At 68.6% G+C, this 21,814-nt stretch carries 8 protein-coding genes; all 8 read right to left on the bottom strand.

The annotated features are described in order from the left end of the window. Positions 1–189: 189 nt before the first annotated feature. Positions 190–12,576, bottom strand: coding sequence for a filamentous haemagglutinin family protein (locus tag ACFX4F_RS06400; protein ID WP_380653322.1), 12,387 nt, complete (start codon positions 12,574–12,576; stop codon positions 190–192). A gap of 201 nt (positions 12,577–12,777) precedes the next feature. Beyond that, positions 12,778–13,968 carry a substrate-binding domain-containing protein gene (locus ACFX4F_RS06405; protein ID WP_380653325.1) on the bottom strand — a complete coding sequence of 397 codons (1,191 nt, stop codon included), beginning with the start codon at positions 13,966–13,968 and terminating at the stop codon, positions 12,778–12,780. A gap of 227 nt (positions 13,969–14,195) precedes the next feature. Continuing rightward, on the bottom strand, positions 14,196–15,395 hold the full coding sequence (gspF, locus tag ACFX4F_RS06410; RefSeq protein WP_380653328.1) for a type II secretion system inner membrane protein GspF: 1,200 nt from the start codon (positions 15,393–15,395) through the stop codon (positions 14,196–14,198). 7 nt (positions 15,396–15,402) lie between these two features. Beyond that, complete coding sequence (gene gspE / locus ACFX4F_RS06415) at positions 15,403–16,845, bottom strand: type II secretion system ATPase GspE (RefSeq protein ID WP_380653331.1); 1,443 nt, start codon at positions 16,843–16,845, stop codon at positions 15,403–15,405. Then, on the bottom strand, positions 16,842–19,217 hold the full coding sequence (gspD, locus tag ACFX4F_RS06420) for a type II secretion system secretin GspD (RefSeq protein ID WP_380653334.1): 2,376 nt from the start codon (positions 19,215–19,217) through the stop codon (positions 16,842–16,844). The genes gspE and gspD overlap by 4 nt, the downstream gene beginning before the upstream one ends. Beyond that, positions 19,214–19,741, bottom strand: a complete 528-nt coding sequence (gene gspM, locus ACFX4F_RS06425; RefSeq protein ID WP_375070400.1) for a type II secretion system protein GspM — start codon at positions 19,739–19,741, stop codon at positions 19,214–19,216. Before gspM ends, gspD begins: the two co-directional genes overlap by 4 nt. Then, the gene (gene gspL / locus ACFX4F_RS06430) at positions 19,738–20,904 is read right to left on the bottom strand and encodes a type II secretion system protein GspL (protein ID WP_380653339.1); all 1,167 of its coding nucleotides are present in this window, start codon (positions 20,902–20,904) and stop codon (positions 19,738–19,740) included. Before gspL ends, gspM begins: the two co-directional genes overlap by 4 nt. Continuing rightward, the gene (gene gspK / locus ACFX4F_RS06435; protein WP_380653342.1) at positions 20,901–21,806 is read right to left on the bottom strand and encodes a type II secretion system minor pseudopilin GspK; all 906 of its coding nucleotides are present in this window, start codon (positions 21,804–21,806) and stop codon (positions 20,901–20,903) included. Before gspK ends, gspL begins: the two co-directional genes overlap by 4 nt. Positions 21,807–21,814 lie beyond the last annotated feature (8 nt).

A 21,814-nucleotide genomic window follows, 5' to 3' on the forward strand; every position in this document is an offset into this window, starting at 1 on the left:
CGCCGGGCGCTGTCCCGCGCCCGGCGACGCCGTGTCGGTGGTCCTCACCGCTGATGGCTGCTCCCTGCCCTCCGTGCCGTCCTGGCTGGGGCCGCCACCGCTCCCTGGCAGCTGGCCCGATCCTCTGTTCTGCGCGTGGTCGGTGCGGACCTTGGTCCGCACCGCTCCTCATCCACGCATGGCGTGGATCTACTGGGTCGGCTGCTTGCCTGCTTCCGCACGTGCCTGCGGGAACTGGAAGGCGCTGTTGACGTCGTAGCCCGTGGCCGCTGCCGTGTTTCCGCGTGCTGGCGGGTCGATGCTGCTGCTGGCACTGCCGAAGCCGAGAATCTGCACGCTGATCACCGACGGCTGGTTGCGCCGCGCATCGTCCTGGCTCTTGCGCATCACGTCCTGTGCGGCCTGGCTGGCGCTGTTGGCCGCAGCGCTGGCCGACGCCAGCGCGTTGACGTTCACCGAGGCCAATACCGGCAGGCCCTTGCTGTCGCCCTGCACCTGGATGTTGGCGGCGTTGAGCACCTGCAATGCGGCCAGGTTGATGTTGCCCGACACGCGGATACCTGCCTCGCCCGCGTCGATGGTGCCCAGCGGCGCGATCAGGTCGACATCGCCCGGCGCCACTTCGGCGATCGGGTTCAGCGTTGCAATGCCCGCGCCGCTTGCCGGTGCCTGTGGCGACAGGATCACGTTGCCCCAGGTGTCGTAGACGCGACGCGGCGGGGTGTACAGCAGCGTGGTCTGCGAGCCACGGCCGGCGTTGATGTCGCCCTGCTCGGACCACGCCAGGATGTCGCCACCAAAGGTGGTCATCACCCGCGACAGGCCCAGCAGCACGCTGTCCTGGCTGAACAGACGGATGTCGCCCTGGCCCTGGGTGACCAGGCCCGCACTGGCCGGAGGCACCACGCCCTGCACGCCCACCACGATCTGCCCGCCCGGCGCCATCAGCTCGATGTTGCCACCCGCTTCGGTGCGCACACCGGAACCGCCGTACATCACGATATCGCCAGTACGGTTGATGGTTGCGCCATTGGCGTCCTTGTCCGGCATCAGCGTGGCGATCGCTTCGCGCCCGCGCAGGTAGGAACCGAAACGCGGCCCTTCTGCGTTGGTGTACTCACGCCCTCCTTCGCGCAGTTCAGCGTAGTAGACCTGGCGCAGGAAGATGCGCTGCTGCTCCTTCGGCAGCGCATCGAACGCGGCCAGTGCATCCGTACCTTCGGCAGCGGTGCCGAAGCGCTGCTGCAGCCACTGCTTCAGTTCCTTGTCGTAGATCTTCACCGCCTTGCCAGGCTGCGATGCCAGCGACTGTGCCGGGTCGGCCAGGCTGGCCGGGTCGAGATAGCGCGCACGCAGCGCGGCGAAGTCGATCTGCTGGTTGCCGGCGGTCAGGCCGACACTCGCCCCGGGGCGGGTATCGCCCTGCACGATGCCGCCCAGCGTCACGATGCTGCCTACGTCCTCCTGCCGCAGCTGACGACCTGCACTGACCTCCAGATTGCCGGGACCGGCCACCACGGCATCCAGGTGCACGATGTCGCGCCCTGCCTCCACCACCGAAATATCGGTGGCCGTACTGTTCAGGGCGGTCAGCGAAACACCCAGGATGTCGCGCCCGGCGCGCATCTGCACCGCACCGGCCGCCTCGAACAGCGCAAACTGCGTGCGCTGGCTGCCGGAGCGATCCAAGATACGCTGCGCGCCCGATTGCAGGCCGATGATGTCGCCGCCCACGGCATAGAAGCGGCTGGGCGATAGCGTACCCGGCAGATTCGACAACGGTGTATTGGGACCGAACGCGAACAGCGGCAATGCCGCCTCCGGCGTCGCCGAATGGCCATCCACCGACAGATTGTGGTGCGGCCGCGAGAGGTTGCCGGTGCCGTCACCCACCTGGGCCATGAAGGCCGGATCGAACGGCCCCGGCATACGTGTATCCGCGGCCGAACGTGCGATCTGGGTGGCGCCCGGCTGGGCGAAGATGCCGCCGCCGGCCAGTACATCCAGGCGGCCACTGGCCGAGGGTGCCAGCAGCAGTACGTCCTGGGTATTGTCCTGCATGCTCAAGCGGTCGAAGGTGATGTTGCCCTGCGCGGCAACCGCGCTGAACCGCGAAGGATAGAGCCAGTACTGCAGCAGATCGCGCCCGCCGGCCTGCAGCTGCACCTGCTCAGGCGCGAGGTTGCTGCCGCTGAGATTCAGGGGGCCGGCCACGCCCGGCGAAAGATCGCCTCCGGCGCTGAACAGGTCCACGGCGGTGGATGCGGTCCACAGCGAGAACCAGGTGGTGCCTGCGGCGCGGCTGCCGTTGTCCTGGGTCACACCGCTGTAGTTGGCCACCGCTACCCGGCCGGCATCGCCAACACCGCCCAGCACCACATCCCCGCGCGCCTGCAGCGATGCCGTGGCATCGCCCAGCACCAGCACCGGACCGCCCATCGCGCGTGCACTGTCGGCGGCGAACAGGTCGGCCGCACGCTGGCGGCCGAGCGTGCCGTAGTTCTCCAGCGTCACGCCCATGCCACCGATGCGGCCGGCCTCCAGCAGCAGGCTGCCCCGCAGGTTGCTGAAGGTGCCGTTGAGGTCAAGGTCCTGCGCGGCCCTGGCCGTGTTGAGGCTGGAGAACGTGGTGGTCAGCTCCGGATTCAGCACACCGCCGGTGCGCAGGCGCAGATCGCCGCCGCCGGTCAGGTGCAGCTGGCCATCGCTGACCCGGCCGGTCGAGCCGACTGCGGCAACGATCGCACCCGAGTGCGGCGCGGTCATGAACCCCAAAGCATCGCCCATCGCCTCGCGCACACCGGCGTTGCGGCCGGCATCGAGCGTGAGATTGCCGCCACCGAGCGTACCGAAACCGGTGAAACCCACCATCCGCGGCGTGCTGTCTGCGGTGGCCGAGACGTTGGTGTAGGTACCGAAGTTGACCCACCAGCTGGTCGGCACCGGCGTCACCCCGGTGGTGCTGCCGGTACCCTGCCGCCAGAGCCAGTTGCCCACGGCGGCACTGCCATGCAGGGCCATGTCGCGGTCGCTGCTGCCCGATTCGGCGCGCGCGGTCCACACATCGCCGACGATGTCCCGCCCGGCCTCCACGCGCAGGTTGCCACCATGGTCCGGATACCACGCCTGGTAGCCCGCCAGTGCAGCGTCGTAGCTGCCGGGCACCACGTCCTTGCCGAGCAGAGCGCTGTTCCAGGGCGCCGGCGCACGCGGCGAATTGAAGGCCGCATCACGCCCGTTGCCAAGCGAGGTGGGTGTGCCGGCGGTGTAGACGCCGAATCCGGATTTCATCACCACGTCGCCGGCCGCCAGCAGTTCCAGGTCGCCCTTGCCGGTGCGCAGCACGCTCCACGCGGGTGTGCCGGGGCGCTGGCCATAGGTGGTCACCTCGGTCTGCGTGCCTCCGCCAAAACAATAGGTGGGCGCCGAGCCGCAGAACTCGTCTTCGGTCATGCCGAAGATCGCCGCAAAGTCCTTGGCCGATGTGCCGACGTAGGATTCATCGCCCCAGAAATCCAGCGAGCCCTGTGCGGCCACCTGGCGCGGTGCGGGGCCGCAGTAGCCGTCTGCCAGCGCACAGAACTCCTCTTCGGTGTAGCCGAAGATATCGGCCAGTTCGGCGATCGGGCGACCGGCATAGGAGGTATCGCCCATCCAGTCCAGCGAGGCCTGCTCGGTCAGCACGCGGTCGCCCACGAAAATGATCTCGGTCTTCACCGTGCCCACCGATCCCTGATGGGTATCGGCCAGCACCACGCTGCCGTCACTGCCCCAGCGACGCGTGCGCGGATCGGCAGCGTCGCTGTCCGCGCCGGCCACGGCGGTCAGGTCCCACGACGTCGTGCCTTCCGCCAGCATCGGCGCCAGCGCCCAGTTGCGGCCCTGGTTGCCATTGGCATCGGCAGGTCGCAGCTTCACCGGTGCATCGCCGGCCAGCTCCACCTTGGTCATGGAGGGAATGTATGCGCCTGCTTTCAGGTCTACCGCGCGTGCCAGGCGCAACGCGATCGGCAGCACGGCACCGGCCGGCCACTCCTGTGCGGCCATCTGCACGCTGCTGCGAAGACGGAAGCCGCCGCCCAGGCGCGCGCCTGCCTCCAGCTGCAACGGCTGGTCAAGCAGGGTGCCGGCGGCGAAGGTCTGCCCATCACGGGTGGTAACCGCCGCACCGAGCACGGTGCCGGCAGGCAGTCGCAGGCTGTCGGCCAGTGTCATCGCTGCGGGCAGCACGGTACCGGCGGGCAGCACGGCCGATTCCACCGGCACCGCATAGTTCAGCGTGGTGCCCGCCGGGAATTCGGTCCCCGGCTGCAGCTGCACGCCATCCACCGGCACCACCAGGCCGCCACCGAACGGTGTGTTGGCGCCGCCGCTGCTGCGACCCTCGATCAGCTCCCAGCCGGCTTCATCCGGGTTGGCTGGCGGTGGCGCGAAGCCATCGTTGATGCTGCCATGGATGTTGATGTTGCCTTCGGCCCGAAGCACCAGCGAGGCCGATTCGCCGAACCCGCGCCGCGCCGCGTCGAGACGGTCGGCGTCGGGACCGTAGCGGTAACCGGACAGGTCGATGTCGCCGGAAACTGTCAGGTCGCCGCCGGGGTTGTCCGCACTACGGTGCGCCACCACCTGCACACCCGGACGCAGGCGGTGGCTGCCCAGCGCTGCGGTGCGCTGCTGCAGATCGGCATTGGCCAGCGCCCCGTCCATCCACGTGCGGTTGTCCGGATCGACGATCTGGTCCAGCCACTGCTGGGTGACCACCTGCGGCCGGTTCCCGTGTACATCCACGCTGGAGGCCAGCGGAGCATCGTCATAGCGGCGCACGCCGTTGACCTGGATGTCGGCCGCACCGGTGATGCGCATACCGTTGGCAACGGCAATGGCCGCATCATCAGTACCGATCCGCGGCACGTCGATCTTCAGTGTGCCTCGCGCAGCGCCGTCGTTCTGACCGGGCTGGCTGCCCACGGCGACGCCACTGCCGGCACGCAGGTCGATGGCGGCGCCGGCGCCGATGCTGACCTGGCCTGCGGCGCTGCCCAGTTCGACCGTCGCCCGGTTGGGGCTGTCGATGATCTTGCCGTAGCTGTCCACGCGCAGGCCACTGCCATGCGCGTCGAGCGTGCCGTTCACCTGCAGCGCGTCGCGGGCGTACAGGCGGATGCTGCCGACCTGCTCGCCGCTGGCGTCGACGCGCCCGGCCACGGTCAGGCTGCCCTTGTCCACGCTGATGTCGACCCGTCGCGCCTTCACCTCGTCGCCGATCTGCAGATCCCCCTCGCCGATCTGGAAGGTGCGCGCGCCGGTCACGCCGCTGCTGTTCAGCCGCTGGTTCAACCCCGCGAAATCCTGCAGCTGGCGTGCACGCACCACCAGTTCGCCCGCGTCGTAGGGCACCACGGTGCCACCTGCGTCGTAGCGGCCGCTGGCCGCGCCGTCCACACGCCCGGCCAGATCCGCGCGACCGGCCAGGGCATTGATCGTCAATCGCCCACCGCGGTTGTTGCGCGCCGACACATCGATGCGCGAGGCGGCATCGGTGGTCACCTCGCCACTGTCGCTGGACAGCAGCACATCACCGCCCCAGCTGTACTTGTCCACGTCGAACAGGCTGACCTTGCGACCCGCCAGATCCAGCGCCGCATGCGCACCCACGCCGATGCCCTGGCGCGCACTGGCCGACAGGCGGCCGGAGGCCAGCGCGATCGTGCTGTCCAGCAGGATGCGATCAGCGTCGATGCTGAGCTCACTGCCCAGCGCATCACCGCCAGCCCTGCCGTTGCCCCCGTGCAGGGCGAAACTGCCGCCGGTGCGCAGGGCGAGCTGCGCGCCCGGGTCTGCGGTCAGCAGGGGCGTGCTGATGGCCACGCTGCCACCGCTGTACTGCCAGCCCTTGTCGGCCAGGTACTCGCCGCGCTGCTGGTACGCATCCAGCGTTCCCTTCGCCGAGAACACCATCTGTTCCGAAGCCCCGAGGTTCAACGCGCTGAAGCCAAGTACCTGACGGTTGGCCGCGACCTCGGAGCTGGGCCTGCTGTACGGCGCACGCCCCAGCGTCAGGGTGCGCGTGACGATATCCAGCTGGCCATCGCCCAGGCGATCCACCATCGGCTCTGCCGGCGGCACGGCCGCGTTGCTGCCCGTGGCCTGCGTGGCCGCCAGCGCACCATCCCACACCAGCGCATCTACCAGGATGCGCGCACGGTCGCTGGCGTTGCCATAGCCGTGGATCGCCTGCGCGCCCAGCACCAGGGTGCGCAGGCTGCCAACGCCGGTGGCGCTGTCGCGCGCATCCAGGTCGACGCTGCCGAACACATTCACCGAATCGCGCGCCACCAGGCTCAGCGTGTCCAGCGCGGGTGCGCCGGTAGCCGCGTTGCCACGCAGCAGCTGCTGCAGCACCGTCTGGTTCATGGTCATGCCGGCGGGCAGTGCACCCGCTGCCGCCGCCTGTGCGATGGCTTCGGCGCTGCCGAGGTTCAATGCAGCCATGCTGACGCCCAGCTGGCGCGTGCCGTAGCTGGCCGAATCGCGCAGTTGCAGGGTGCCATCGGTGGCGACAGCGATGCTGCCGTCGGACACCAGCCGCGCTTGTCCCTCGCACGCGTCCTGGCAGCCGCCGATATCGATCGCCACCGGGCCGGCGGCAACGCCGGTGGTGCCGGTGATCAGGTTCAGGCGCTGGTTGGACACCGCCAGCAGGCCGCCCGTGACCTGGTAGGGCAGCGTGTCGACGGCGTCGCCACCGGCGCGTGCGTAGGGCAAGGTGTTCACGGTCGCCCCGGCTTCGACCAGAATGCCGGCGCCACCGGCGGCTGCCGCCATCAGGATTTCCGGTGCCTGCAGCGTGGCCCCGGAAAGGATCGCCACGCTGCGGGCCTGGCCGGTCACCGTCACCTGCGACGCCACCTGGTTGATCTGACCACCGATCACCATGCGCGCCGGCTGGAATGCATTGAGGGCCTGGTCGGTAAAGGTCACGCCTCGGTCGCGCGTTTGCGCAACGCCATCGGCAGCGATGACCTCCAGCGTGCCGATGGCCGGATTGGCCATCGAAGCCACCAGGGTGCCGCCCCGCCCCTTGTCGTTGGCCGCGGCAAACCGCGCGGTACCGGCGAAGTCGATTGCCGCCGCACCCTGGCGTCCGGCGCCCTCACCCAGCGCCAGGGTCAGGCCCAGCGCATCGATGGTCTGCCAGCCGCGCGATTCGCCGCGGCGGTCGGCCGTTGCCTGCACGAAGGCGTTGTAGCTGGTTTCGTTGTAACCCGAATGCCGCCGCACCACCGCCGCCGGTGTCAGCAGCAGGTCGGTCAGCAGCGGCGATTGCACACCGCCCAGACCGCCACGCTGGTGGCCGGACACGCGCCAGGTGCCGGTGCCGGTCGGCAGCGGCTGCGAAACGCCGGACGCACCGGTCGCGCCAAGCTCGACACGGAACGCACCGGGCTGCAGCGCGAAGTTGGCCGGCAGCAGCGTGTAGGTGCCCGCCGGCAACCCGGGAACACCCGCCGGCACGCTGACCTGCTGACCGATGCCGGGCGCGGCGAAGCCGTCGGTGCTGGTGGGCGCGAATGCGCCCGTATAGCCGGGCACGATGGCATACACCGGGTTGCCCGAGGCACTGAACGCGTAGCGGGGGTTGGCATCGGCCAACGCGGTGCGCAGCACGTCCACCGAACCACCCCGACCGGAGATGAATGCTGCACCGGTCAGGTCGCCGCCACCGGACATGTCCAGCAGCGCGCCCGGGCTCACGTTCACCTGGTTGGCTTTGAGGGTGACGCCCATCGAGGTGATGCCACCGGCGGTCAAGGAATCCACGCTACGGCTGCCGATGCGCCAGGTGACCCCATCGGCGGTACCGCCATAGGGCAGCGCCAGGCCGGCACCACTGGTGGAGGTGATGCTGCCGGGCAGCAGTTCCACCCGGCCGCCGGCCGTACCGCCCATGGCCAGACCACCCAGCTGCAGGGTTCCCATCGGCGCCCACACCGCACCGCCCTGCTGCACGGTAGCGGCCACCAGTCGCAGCGAGCCGAACGCCGATGCAGGGACACCCGCTGCCGTGCCGTTACCCTGGATGCGCAGCACCGCATCCGGGTTCGCCCAGTAGTCGACGGTGTCCACGGTCTGCGCCGATGCACCCGCCACCACCCGGCCCACCGCCCCGGACGTCGGATACAGGCGCGCCGCGGTCAGGTCGATCGAGCCCGGTGCCAGCAGCGAACTGACCGCCGCGTTGCTGGCGATGCTGGAAAGAAGGCGCACATCACTGCGGCTGTTCAACGAGAGATGGTCGAAACTGGGCAGCCAGGTGACATCGCGAAGATCGATGAGATCGCCATTGACCGCCAGCGCATGATCGCCCGCAGTCGCTGATACCGCACCCTGGGTGAACTGCAGGCTCTCGCCCGACAACTGCTTCCAGCGCGCCTGCGCCAGGCGCACATACGGGGCCGACAGCGAGATCGCGCTGGGCGTGCTTGCGCTTGCGCCTGTGGCCACGCCCAGGCTGGACTGCCCCTGCCCATAGATGCGCAGGGACTCGGCCATACGCAGGTCGACATTGCCGAGCGTGCGGAGGTCGCCGAAGACCGAGAAATTGTCGAATCCGCCGGCCTGGATCTGCTGCACCGACAGTGCGGCATGCCCATAGTCCAGCCGCGCTGGCAGCGACGTCTCGGCCGCGGTCTGCTGGCTGAGCGTGATCGCCCGTTCGCGCAGCACCTCCTCGGTTGCTCCGCGTGCATGCACGCTGCCGCCAAAGGCGAGGCCCAGGGTGCCACCACGCGCCCCACTGCCACCGGCCGCCGCATCCATCGCCCCTTGCAGGTACAGCGCATTGGCCGAACGCAGCACTATCTGGCCGCCGTCGCTGTCGACCCGGGTACGGCCCTGTCCATCAATATCCAGCTCGGCCGAGGCACCGCGCGCGTCAAGGCGTGCACCGCGTTCGACTACGACGAAGGCTTCCGGCGGCCGGTTGTCGACGAAGGCCGACGTCTCCCAGTCGAGCGCGCCACCGATCTCGATGCGCCCGCCCGTCCGCACCTGGCCGCGCAGCCGGCCAGCAGCATCGACCATCGAAACCGAATCGGCGCTGGCGTCCAGTACCGCCCGGTCACCGATCCGCCAGGTACGCTCGCTGCGCTGGCCGGCGTACAGCGCCGTGTCCGGGCGCACATCGTCGATGCTGATGCGGCCGCCGCGTGCCTGCAGCGTGCCCTCCACGTCGATGTTGCCCGCGCCCAGCAGCGAGATGGCCTGGCCCGGATCCACGGCGATACGCGCGTCGCGTCCCACGCGCAGGTCGCCGCCCACGCTGTTGCGGTCCGAACGCAGGGTGATGCTGGCGCCGCTGCGCTGGCGGATGCGCCCGTTCTGCGGATCAGCCGCGTACAACGGCGCCGACCATGCCTGCAGCGCACTCGTCCGATCCTGCGCCGTGCGCGCGTCTTCGGCCAGGCGCAGACCCGGCGTCTGCACGATCAGCTCGGTGCCGTCGGCGATATCCAGGCCCTGATGGGCATTGATGTCGTACTGCGTGAAGCCACTGCCGAACAGCGCCGTGTCCAGCTGCAGTGCGCTCGCGTCCTGCAGGGCTGTGCCGACCGCAACCTTGCCGCCGGTGCCCAGCGCGAACGTGCCACCGCCCTCGCCACGGCCGCTGAAATAGCTGCTTTCGCCCAATCGCACGCGACCACTGCCATCTGCCGCCACCTCGGCAGTGTTGGCCTGCAGGTTTACGCTGCCGCCCTTGCCGATGCGGCCCTTGCCCTGCATGTCCAGCGCAGCACCGGCGTCGACATCGACAGCGACCTGGCGGCCCACCGTCACGTCATGGCTGCTCTGCAGGCGCAGGCTGCCACCCTCGGTCCACGCCGCGCCGCTGTCCAGCCCGATGCCAAGCGCCGCATTGCTCCAGCCACCGGCCAGATCAATCCGGGTACCGTCGGCAATGGCAACGTCGGCGCGGCCGTTGCGCAGCAGCGCCGTCGGCCGGCCCAGCACATCCAGCAGATTGCCCGCCTGCAGCCGGCCACCCACGATGTGGATGTCAGCGGCCAGGTTGACGGTGCTGCCGATCAGGTTGAGTGCGCCGCCAGCCTGCAGCGTCAGCGGCGCATCGACGGAGGCGCGGCCGGCGGTAGCCAGGTCGATGGCACCCCACTGCTGCGCGTTGAGCAGCCCGGCATCAAGCCACACGGTGTCGCGCCGCTCGCTGCCGATCGGCGACTGCAGCGTCAGGCCGGGGATCGCTGTACCGCCCTGCACGCGCACATCTGTATCGAACGCGCCATTGCGGCCCAGGCCGTCATAGCGCCCCAGATACAGCCCGGCGTTCCGCGCCACCGCCGTCTGCGCCTGCGCATAGCCTTCCAACGCAGCATCGGGCCGTCGCCCCTGCTGCGCGCCCTGAAAGGTGGTGGTCTCCACCTGGCCGTCCAGCACTGCGGTCGGCGCGGACACTACAAGGCGCCCGGCATCGCGGCCGACGGTGTAGCCGTTGTCAGTCCGCTGCGCAGCGAAAACGATGGGGTTGCGGAACGCCTCGGTGACACCCCAGCGCTCCTGCTTTACCTCGTAGCCCTTGTACAGACCATCGAACAGCATCTCCGCCGGCGCGTCGTCCAGCCGGTATACCTGCCCGTCGACACCGCGCAACCAGCTCTGCTGTATCGCCCCGCTCTGCACGTCCAGGCTGCCGCCCGCCAGATTGATCCGCGAGCCTGCGCCGGTGACCACCTCGCTGCCGCCCAGCAGCACCGTGCCGCCCTGCGCCGCCCATTCGCTGATCGAGTGGCCCTGGTTGTCCAGATAGCCGCCCACTTCCAGCAACCCGCCGGCGGCATACCAGCGATCGCCCTCGTAGCCGCCAGTGCCGGCCGGCACGTGGATCAGCTGCCGACGGTCGATCCAGACTTCGCTGCTGGTCAGCTTGCCGCTGTCGCGGTTGTCGGGCGAATCGCGCAGTTCATTGCCCTGCACCTTGACCTGTACGTTGTTGCTTTCCATCGCCACCTTTACACCCACCGCGCCGGAGACATCCACACGCGCGGCGTTGTCCAGGTGGCTGCGGCGAGCGGCATCGGCAATCACCTGGCCGCCGGTGGCCACCGTCAGCGAGTTGGCCTGGAAATGGATGTCGCCCCCGGAAACGATCTCCACCCGCGACTGGTCGCGTCGATCGCTGTGCAGGGACAGATTGTCGAAGGTCGTCGTCCGCGATGCTGCACGAAGCGCATCCTGTTCGGCCGACTCCTTCAGCAGTGCATCGCGCTGGGTATCCAGTGCGCTGGCCTTGCCATCGTCTTCGATCAGCACCGCCGTGGTCGAGCCTTCGGCCAGGGTGACCCTGGCCCGGGTGTCACTGGCCGAGGCCAGCAGGTGCACGGTGCCGCGTTGGCCCAGCGTGGTGCTGGCCACGGCCACACCGGCCTGCTCGACGCTGCGCCCGGCCAGGGTGATGTCGCCCTCGCGGGCCAGCAGCAGGCCGGTATTGCGGACGCTGCCGGCGCTACTGTCGGTGAGCAGGCGAGGCGCGATCTCGTTGCCGCGTGTGGTCGAAGCGGTATTGGCCGCCGTACCCACGCCGCGACGGATCACGAAGCTGTCGCCGGCCGCCATCTGGGCCTGGCCCTTGCGCGTCTCGATCTGGCCCGCGTTCTCCACACTGTGGCCGGCCAGCAGCACATAGCCGCCGCCACGCGTTGCGCTGGTAGGTTCATGCGTGGTGATGCGCGCGCCCCGTTCAACCATGACCTTGCCCACGGCATCGGTGAGGGCCGAGGTGTTCGCGTCGGCACTGTACAGTCCGTTGTCACGGAACTGCGCGTCGCTGATGCGTGCTGCAGCAGCAAGCAGATTGCGGACGTTGACCTGGCTGTTGTTGCCGAACACCACGCCGTTGCGGTTGGCCACGAACACCGTGCCGTTGGCCTTCAGCTGGCCAAGGATCTGGCTGGGTCGCGCGTCCGGATCATTCACCCGGTTCAGCACCGCCCAGTCGGGGTTCTGCAGGAAGTTGAGGGTGGTGTTGCCACCGATGTTGAAGGATTCCCAGTTCAGGATCGCCTGGTCAGCCGTCTGCTCGATGCTGACCTGTACGCGGCCATCGCTGCCCTGCGACTGGATCGCCTCGCGCGCATTCACCCAGCCGCGCGTCTGGGGGTTCTCATCGACCTTCAGTCCATCCTTGCCCAACCCATCGGCCACCACGAAGCCGGCCTCGCGACGCGACTGCCGGGCCTGTTCCTGCATGCGTTGCTGCAGAGCGATCGCCTGCGCCGCGGTACCAAGGTTGTCGATCGACTGCTGCAGCTTCTGCCGCGCGGCGTCCTGCTGCTGCGCGGGCAACTGGAACTGGATGGGCACGCCATTGGGCATGCGACCGCTCTGTGCGGCCGCACCCTGCGCCGCGCCGCGGTCGGCGAACCAACCCGGACTGAACGCCTGTTGCGCGTGGCTGGCGGGGGCAGCCAGGGTTCCCAACGCCACCGCGATGGCCCAGGCCATCGGGTGGTTGCGGCGCATCGGCGCAGCCGAATGAACAGCGGACGTGTGCGGGAGCGACATCGGAACCTCATCAACCTGGTGGGCCGCAACTGCGGCAGCGATCGGGAGGCACGCGCAACGCATGCCCTGCCACTGATAGACGGTTCACGTGACATGAAGCCGACAGCAATGCACTGCACTGGCCCGCACCGTCGCCGGAAAAGGAGACGCCGGCCCAAAGGGCCGGCGTCGGGTAACGCAGATTTCAACTACCGGACGCGATTACAGCGGACGGCCGATGCCGGCGCAGGTGCTCGGGTTGTTCAGGCCAGCGGAGTTGCCGGCGAGCACGAATCGGTTGCGGATCGCGTCGCGCCACACCTTGGTCAGCGGGATGAAACCGTGGTCGGTGATCGCCTTGGCATGGGCCACCAGCGCCGGGGTGGCGGTGTAGTCAGTGGCGTAGTGGCGCATCAGGAAGCCACGCAGGCTGTTGGCGACGGTCGAATCCTTGTAGCACTGGCCGATGACCAGGTTGGTGTAGCCGGCGATCGGATAGCCAGCCGACGGATTGCCGAACACCGGCACCCAGTTGGCCGGATTTTCGGCAGCAGTGCCGGTCGGCGGAGCGACGGTTTCCAGGGTGGCCTGCACGCTCACCTGGTCCGGCGAGAAGCCCTTGACCTTGGCAACCTTGGTGGCATCGGTCAGGCTCGGGATCACGTCCGGGCCCACATAGCCGATGCGGCCGGCCTGCGCGTACACGGCGTTGTACAGCGAGGTGCCGCCGGTGGCCGGCGCGGCCACCAGGAAGGCCGGCAGGTTGTTGTTGGCATCACGCTTGTACAGATCGGCGAAGGTCGACTTGATGGCGAACTTGCCATCGACCAGGTTCGAGGTGGCGGCCACTTCCGGCGCACAGGCGGCGGTCAGGAAGCGGGTGAACATTTCGCTGGTGCCGCTGCTTTCCGGACGGTAGACCACCTGGATCGGGCCACTGCGGTTGGCATCGATGGTCGACCAGTCAGTGATCGCACCGGAGAACACGCCACAGATCTGCGCCACGCTCAGGTCAACCGCCGAACCGGCCTTGTTGAACGGAATGGTCACCGAGGTAGCCACCGACGGCACCTGGATCAGGTTGCCATAGCGGTTGGCATTGCTGGCCTGGTTGTAGGTGGTGGTGTAGGTGCTCAGTTCGGTCGAGCTCAGCACCGAATCGCTGCCGGCGAAGTGCACGGTGCCGGTGGTCGAGAACAGCTGCGAATCATTCTGCAGGAAGGCCTTCTTGCCGGTGCCCGAACCGGTCACGGCGTAGCTGAAGTTGCTCGGCAGGATGCTGTCGGCCTGACCCTTGTAGAGGTCGGCCGGCAGCGAAGCGCCGCCGCCGGTAACGGTCTGCGCCGACGCGGCGCCGGCAGTGGCGAGCAGCGCGGTAGCAACCAGCGCGGCCAGGGTCTTGTACTTGTTCATGATCTTCTCCTGAAGGGTTTACTGCGAAGGTGAAACACCAAGGGAGGAACGGTCACTACACGCCTGCTGCCGCCGAGGGCCTCCCAGCCCACTCTGCGGCGACAGGGTCATGCTGGTCGTTGCCGATGACAGGCCGCTTAAGAAACCTGTGGAAGATCGGAAAAAGGTGTGGAGGATTGTGTGGAGAATCCGGGCGTCGGTGGATCCACGCCATGCGTGGATGCACGTCATTGCACCAACTGGTTCATTTCCATGATCGGCATCAGCACGGCCAGCACGATGGTCAGCACCACCCCGCCCATCACCAGGATCATCGTGGGCTCCAGCAATGCCGTGAGTGCCATCGCGCGGCGTTCGATCTCGCGCGAGATGGTCTGTGCAGCGCGGTCGAGCAACGGTGCCAAAGAACCGGTCTTCTCGCCACTGGCCACCAGGTGCACCAGGATCGGCGGATACACCTTCTGCACCTTCAGCGCAGCGCCAAGCGAAGTACCTTCGCGCACGCGTGCGGCCACATCATCGGCACAGCGCGCCAGCAGCGCGTTGCCCAGTGTCTGTCGTGCGGCGTCCAGTGCACGCAGCAGGGGCACACCGGCATCCAGCAGGATTGCCAGTGTCGATGCAAAGCGAGCACTGTTCACGCCCAGCACGAAACGACCCACCATCGGGACGCGCAACAGCAGGCTGTCCCAGCGCAGGCGCAGATCCGGCCGCCGCAGTGCCAGCCGCCAGCCCACCACCAGCGCGCCGATGCCCAACCCCGTCCATATGCCCCACGCGCGTACGAAGGCACTGGCCGCCAGCATCACCTGGGTCAGCATCGGCAGCGTCTGCCGTGCCTGCACGAACGCGGTCACTACCTGCGGCACCACGTAGCTGAGCAGGAAGATCACGATCGCCACCGACACCAGGCTGATCGCTGCCGGGTAGATGAACGCCGTCAGCACCTTCGCCTGCAGCGCGTTGCGCTCTTCGATGTAGTCGGCCAGGCGTTCCATCACCCGCGCCAGATCGCCGGAATCCTCGCCGGCCGCCACCAGGGCACGATAGATCGCGGGAAAGTCGCGCGGCCGCGCTGCCAGCGCCACAGTCAACCGCTGGCCAGCGCGCACATCGGCACGCACCGCGGTGAGCGCCTGCGCAACGTGCGGGCGTTCGGCCTGCTCGATCACCGCGCTCAATGCGCTTTCCAGCGGCAGGCTGGCGGCCAGCAGGCTGGCCAGTTGCCGCGTGGCCCAGGCCAGTTCGCTGGCCGATAGTCTGCGCGTGCCCCAGCCACTGCCGGCAGTGCGTGCGGCTGATACCTGTACCGGTGTCAGCCCACGCCCACGCAGTTGCTGGCGCACACCGCGCGCGGTATCGGCGTCCAGCTGTCCCTTCTCGATGCGCCCCTGTGCATTGGCGGCCTGGTAGTCGAACAGTGCCATGCGCGCCTCAGTCGTCGCCGGTCACACGCAGGATCTCCTCCAACGTGGTCACCCCGCTGTCGACCCAGCGCTGCCCGTCCTGGCGCAGGCTGCGCATGCCGGCACGCCGCGCCGCCTCGCGCAGCGCGGGTTCGCCCTGCCCTTCATGGATCAACGCGCGCACGCGCTCATCCACCACGAACAGCTCATGGATGCCGGTGCGGCCACGGTAGCCGCTGTTCGCGCAGGCGGCGCAGCCTACCGCCCGCCACACGGTGCGGCCCTCTGTAGCGAGTTCGGCGCGCCGACACTGCAGGCACAGCCTGCGCACCAATCGCTGTGCCAGCACACCTCGCAACGACGAGGCCAGCAGGAACGGCTCCACGCCCATGTCGGCGAGGCGAGTCACCGCCGAGATCGCATCGTTGGTATGCAGCGATGCCAGCACGCCGTGACCGGTCAACGACGACTGCACCGCGATCTGCGCCGTTTCCAGGTCACGGATCTCACCGATCATGATGGTGTCCGGATCCTGGCGCAGGATCGCGCGCAATGCCGTGCCGAAGCTCATGCCGATGCGCGCGTTGACCTGGATCTGGCCGATGCCGGCGAAGTCGTACTCCACCGGGTCCTCCACGGTGAGGATGTTGCTGGTGCTGCTGTCGAGCTGCCCCAGTGCCGCATACAGCGAGGTGGTCTTGCCGCTACCGGTCGGCCCGGTCACCAGCACGATGCCATGCGGCTGGCGGATCAACCCCGTGAAGGTGGCCAGCGTATCGTCGGCCATGCCCAACCGCTGCAGCTGCAGTCGCCCTGCGTCTTTTTCCAGCAGGCGCAGCACCGCGCGCTCGCCATGTCCGGTCGGCACCGTGGACACACGGATGTCCAGCGGTCTGCCCCCCACGCGGATGGCGATGCGCCCGTCCTGCGGCAGGCGCTTCTCGGCGATATCCAGGTGGGCCATGATCTTGATGCGCGATACCAGCGCCGCATGCAGCGCACGCCGTGGCTGCACCATGTCACGCAGGGTGCCATCGACGCGGTAGCGCACCACCGAATGGGTTTCGAAGGGTTCGATGTGCAGGTCGCTGGCGCCATCGCGCGCGGCCTGCGCCAGCAGCGCGTTGATCATGCGGATCACCGGCGCATCGTCCTGCGCATCCAGCAGATCGGTCACCTCGGGCATGTCCTGCATCAGCCGGTCGAGATCGACTTCGCTTTCGGCCGCGCCGACCACCGCAGCAGCGTCGCCACCGTCACGATACTGCTCGCCCAGGCGCTGCTGCCAGGCTGCCCCTTCCAGTACCTGGAACGGCAGCGGCCCGTGCCGGCGGCGCAGCTCGGCCACCGCCCAGGCGGCGGTCTCGGTGGTCCCCAGCAGTACCGGCGCGCCCCCTGCTTCGGCCAGCATCACCCCGTGGCTTCGCACCCAGGCATACGGCAGCAGTGGCAACGGCACGGGCGTGCTCATGGGCCGATGACCAGTTCCGGGGTGTAGCCCAGCCCGCGCAGCTGCTGCAGCGCCGGGTCGAGCGTGGCCGGGTCGCGCGCCACCCGCACCCGCAGACGCTGTCCCGTTTCACCCGGCGTGGTCTCGGCATAGGCCTGCAGGCCAAGCGCGCGCACCTGTGCCACGGCCTGGGTCGCACGCGCCGCATCCAGCCCCTGCGCGAACTGCACCACCTGCACATTGCCCTCGTTGGCCGGATACAACGCCGCAAGGCTGCCGTTCTGCAACGGCTGGCCCTGTCCGTCCCGCGCATTGCCCTGGCCAAGCACGGACAGGTCCTGCGGCGGCAGCTGCGGTGCCGACAGTGCTGGCAGCGCCCAGCTCTGCACGGGCTGCGCAGCGGCCTGTGCATTGCGCATGTAGTCGTAGCGGTCGCGGGTCAAGCGTTGTCCGGCGGCCGGGTCGCGCACCACGTGCGGGCGCAGGAACACCATCAGATTGGTCTTGGCCCGCTTGCGCGTGTCGCTGCGGAACAGCGCGCCCAGCACAGGGATCTTCCCCAGCCCCGGCACGGCATCGCGGCCATGGCTGACGCTGTCTTCCAGCAGGCCGCCCAGCACCATGATCTGGCCGTCATCGAGCAGCACGCTGGTATCCAGCGCCCGCTTGTTGGTGATGATGCCGGCGCTGCCCGAGCTCTGCGCATCGATGCTGCTGACTTCCTGGTAGATGTCCAGCTTCACCGTGCCGCCCTCGGAAATCTGCGGGCGCACCCGCAGCTTCAGGCCCACGTCCTCGCGTTCGATGGTCTGGAACGGGTTGTTGCTGCCACCGCCACCGTCGGTCACATAGCGGCCACTGACGAAGGGCACGGTCTGCCCGACCATGATGCTGGCCGCCTCGTTGTCCAGCGTCATCAGGTTCGGCGTGGAGAGGATGTTGGCGCCGCCCTTGCTCTGCAGGGCGTTGGCCAGCGCTTTCATGTTGAGGATCTGGCCGACGCCCGGCAGGTTGATCGTGCCGTCGATCACGCCGATGTTCAGGCCGTCCTTCGGCAGTACATCCAGCGTGGTGCGCGCAGTGGTGCTGATGCCACTGCCACCGGTGGTGCCACCGAAGTGGGTGCCACCGAACGTGCGGCCATTGCCCAGCATCCATTGCACGCCCAGTTCAGCGGCATCGGTCTGGTTGACCTCCACGATCAGGCTCTCCACCAGCACCTGCGCCCGCCGCTGGTCGAGCTGGTCGATCACCCGTCGCAGGTTGCGGTACACCGGCTCCGGGGCGGAGATCAGCAGGGTATTGGTGGCGATGTCCGCCTGCACCGAGATGCCGTTCTGGCTGAAGCCGGTGCTGCCGGCATCGATCGGATCACGACGACCCGGGTCAAGCCGCGGCGATTCCAGCGCATTGCCCTTGCTCTTGCCCTGTGCGGGTTGCGCCGGCGTGCTGGCGTTGCGGTTGGTCTCGCCCGGCAGTGCGGTGATGCCGTCGCTGCTGCCCATCGCCGGCGCATCGCTCTGCCCTGCCACCACGCCACGCAGCACCCCCGCCAGCTGGGTGGCCTGCGCATTGCGCAGGTACACCACATGCAGGTTGCCGGACTCATCCTGGGCCTTGTCCAGCTTCTCCACCAGCTGCCGCGCCAGGCGCGTGCGGCCCGGGCTGCTGGAGCGCAGCAGCACGCTGTTGCTGCGCGGGTCGGCCATCACCACCACCTTCTGCGCCGGCTCCGCGCCCTGCGCATCCAGCAACGGTGCGACCATCGCCGCCACGTCCACGGCAATGCCCTGCTGCAGCTTGACCACGTCGGTGTCCATGCCGGCCGGCGTATCCACGCTGGCGATCACCCGCGCGATGCGCTCCAGGTTGTCGGCGTAGTCGGTGATGACCAGCGTGTTGTTGCCCGGGTTCGCGGTGATCGGATTGTCCGCGGTGATCATCGGCCGCAGCACCGCCACCAGCGCCGCTGCGCTTTCGTAGCGCAGGGCAAACGTGCGCGTGGTTATCTCGCCTCCCGCACCGCCGGCACCCACACGACCGCCCAGCAGCTTGGCGTCGGCCTGCGGCACCACCCGGCTGACGCCTCCACTTTCAACCACCGCAAACCCGCGCATGCGCAATGCACCCAGCAGCAGCTGGTAAGCCTGCACACGGCTGACCGGCCCATCGGAGACCACGGTCATCTTGCCGGTCGCCCGTGGATCGACCAGGAACTGGCGGCCGGTGAAGCGTGCCGCCATGCGCAGCACCCCACCGATATCGGTGTCCACCAGGTTCAGCTGCACCGGTTCGCCACTGGCGTCCTGCGCCTGCACCGCCGCCGGAAGATGGGCCAGGCCCACCACCAGTGCCAGTACCGCGCTGCAGCCCAGGCTGCGCATCGACTTCATGGATGGCCACCGCCATTGGCGGCCATCACGATGTTTCCGGAAATCCGTGCCGCCGGCATGTTCGCGTCCCCTGTGCGTTGCAGTTGCAGTTGCTGCAGTTCGATGGCCGGGTCGGCCAGCAAGGGCAGCAGCCAGTTCCAGAGCGCATCGGCGGGCACGCTCTGTACCCGCAGGTGCCAGCGCCCGTCACGCGGTTCGATGTGCAGGCTGCCGGCCAGGCCGGCAGCGGTGATCTGTTGGCGCAGCCCGGCAAGCGTCGGCCGCTGACCTTGCGCATGCCGCTGTTGTTCACGGGCGCGCAGCAGCGGTGCAAGTGCCGCCGACTGCGCCTGCAACCGCGGAAGTTCAGCCTGCCAATGGCTGCGCTGTTTCAGCAGCGGCTGCAGCCAGCCCAGCCACAGTGCGGCCGCCACTATCGCGGCAGCCATCAACAGCAGCATCGCGCGTTCGCGCGCCACCAGCCGCTGCCAACGGTGCTGCAGTCCACGCAGGGAATCCGCTGGGCGCAACCCGGCTGCGGTCACGGCGCAGCCCCGCTGCTGATCCGCAACCGGCCACCGGCTTCGCGCGCAAGCTGCAGCCCCTGTGCCTGCGTCGCCTGCTGCCAGCGCTCCAGCCGTTGCGCGTCCTCGGCCAACGCCTGCGCGTCGGCATCCAGCTCCATCTCCAGCTGGCCTGGCTGATAGCGCAGGCTGCGAACCTGGCCCGCCAACTCAGGTATGGCCTGCAGCACGCTGGCAACCTGCTGCTGCACGGCAGGAAGTGCCCGTGGCGCTGCCGGCACCGCCAGCGCCCGCCGTGCCTGCAGCACCGGATCGACCACATCGTGGATCTCCGGGAAGTGCGTGCTGAAGCCCTGCGCCATGTCCTGCCGCAAGGCTTCAGCCTCGCCATGCCAGCGCGATACCTGCAGTTGCAGACCCAGCGCAGCCAGCACCGCCGCCGCCAACGCAAGACCGATGGCCAGCCGCGGCGCGCCTGCACCCATGGCCGGCAACCGCAGCGACCAGCCAGGCAGCGGACCGCTGGACTGCGCCGCATGCGCCAGCACGCTGGCTGGCAGGCGCTCGGCCCAGGCAGGCGGTACGGCATCGATCCACTGCACCGCCTGCACCCCGGCCTGCTGCAAGCGCACGGCCAGCGAATGCATCACCGAGCCCAGGTCGCGCCCGCTGCACCACTGCACGAAGCCACGATCACGGCCGCAGCGAACCAGTACATGCTCGCCACACAGCTGCAAGGTGGCCTGCCCGGCCGACCACGGCAGCAGCAAGGGCGTCGGATGCAGCGCCTGCAACTGCAGCCCACAATCCTGCAACTGCTGCTTTAGGCGCGTGATCGCCTGCAGGCCAAGCCATGCCACCGCCACCATGCCATCAGCGGCCTGCGAGCCATGGCCCAGCGCCACCTCCTGCAGATCATCCAGCAGCATCGCTTCCACTTCGCCCTGCAGGGCCGCCTGCAGACGTCGCCCGGACAGCGGCGGCAGCTGCAGCTCCAGCAGGATCAGGTCCTGCGGGTCCAGGCTCGCATGCACCATCACCTGTGGAAAGCGCTGGCCCAGCGTCGACAGGCGGTCACTGCCCGTTGCCAGCACACGTTCCTTGTGCAGCTGCGCCCATTCGACCGCGCTGTCCTTATCCAATCGTTCCAGCGCCGGCAGGCGCATTCTCAGTTGCGTGCTCATGCACCGATCCTTGTCCATACCCGTTGCACACGCACGCTGTCGTCGCGGTACTCGCGCCAGATCAATGCGCGGAAATCCACCGATGCCCCGTCGGCCTCTACGTGGCCAACCGCCAGGAACCACTCGCTGTGGATACCCAGCGGCATCAGCGCCATCTGTTCGTTGCTCAGCTGCAGCCGGTTGGCGATGTCACCGCGGTTGAGCAGCCAGTGGCCACGATCGCGCTCGCCCAGCAGCGCCTGCAGGCGCCCGGCATCCACCCCGGGTGCAATCGCCTGCAGCACGGCGATATCACTTGTATTGGCGTTGACCAGGGTCTGCGCAGGCAGCACCACCGTGCGCCCTGCCAGTGCCTGTACCGCCACCGAATCGGCGCCGGCCAGTACCTGTTCGATCAGCGACTCGCGCGGCAGCGGTGCGCGCGCCTGCCGCTCGCCATCGCGCAGGCGCGACTGGATCTGCGTTGCGGCGCTGGCACAGGCGGCGCGAGGCAGCCCCTGCCCGGCACACAGGGTGGTGAACGCACGCAGTGCCTCCGCTGCAGGTTGGCCGTCGGCCAGCAGCGTGCGCAGGTTGAACTTCGACTGCGCGTCCACCAGCTGCAGATGCACCGGCAGTGGCACCTGCAGCTGCAGCGGGCGCGCCCAGCGTCCGCTGCCAACAGTGGTCAATTGCTCGCGCGCGTCGTCACGCAACTGCTGCGCCGCGCGCTCGAGGGTGGCGTCCACCGCCATACGCACCTGCATGCGCAGCTGATCGCTGCGTACCGCACGCAGCTGCGCCGATTGACGGGTCAGCAGTGCCGTGGCGATCACCGCCACCAGTGCCACCACCAGCATCGCCACGATCACCGCCATGCCCTGCTGGCGGGCAAACGCACCTGGAATTTTACGGCGTGCCATTGTCTGGC

Source organism: Stenotrophomonas sp. YIM B13575 (assembly GCF_042787595.1).
GTDB lineage: Bacteria > Pseudomonadota > Gammaproteobacteria > Xanthomonadales > Xanthomonadaceae > Stenotrophomonas > Stenotrophomonas lactitubi_B.

Excerpts from the sequence above, each read along its gene's own strand:
- ACFX4F_RS06400 (WP_380653322.1), bottom strand. The coding sequence starts at position 12,576 with ATGTCGCTCCCGCACACGTCCGCTGTTCATTCGGCTGCGCCGATGCGC.
- ACFX4F_RS06405 (WP_380653325.1), bottom strand. The coding sequence starts at position 13,968 with ATGAACAAGTACAAGACCCTGGCCGCGCTGGTTGCTACCGCGCTGCTC.
- gspF (WP_380653328.1), bottom strand. The coding sequence starts at position 15,395 with ATGGCACTGTTCGACTACCAGGCCGCCAATGCACAGGGGCGCATCGAG.
- gspE (WP_380653331.1), bottom strand. The coding sequence starts at position 16,845 with ATGAGCACGCCCGTGCCGTTGCCACTGCTGCCGTATGCCTGGGTGCGA.
- gspD (WP_380653334.1), bottom strand. The coding sequence starts at position 19,217 with ATGAAGTCGATGCGCAGCCTGGGCTGCAGCGCGGTACTGGCACTGGTG.
- gspL (WP_380653339.1), bottom strand. The coding sequence starts at position 20,904 with ATGAGCACGCAACTGAGAATGCGCCTGCCGGCGCTGGAACGATTGGAT.
- gspK (WP_380653342.1), bottom strand. The coding sequence starts at position 21,806 with ATGGCACGCCGTAAAATTCCAGGTGCGTTTGCCCGCCAGCAGGGCATG.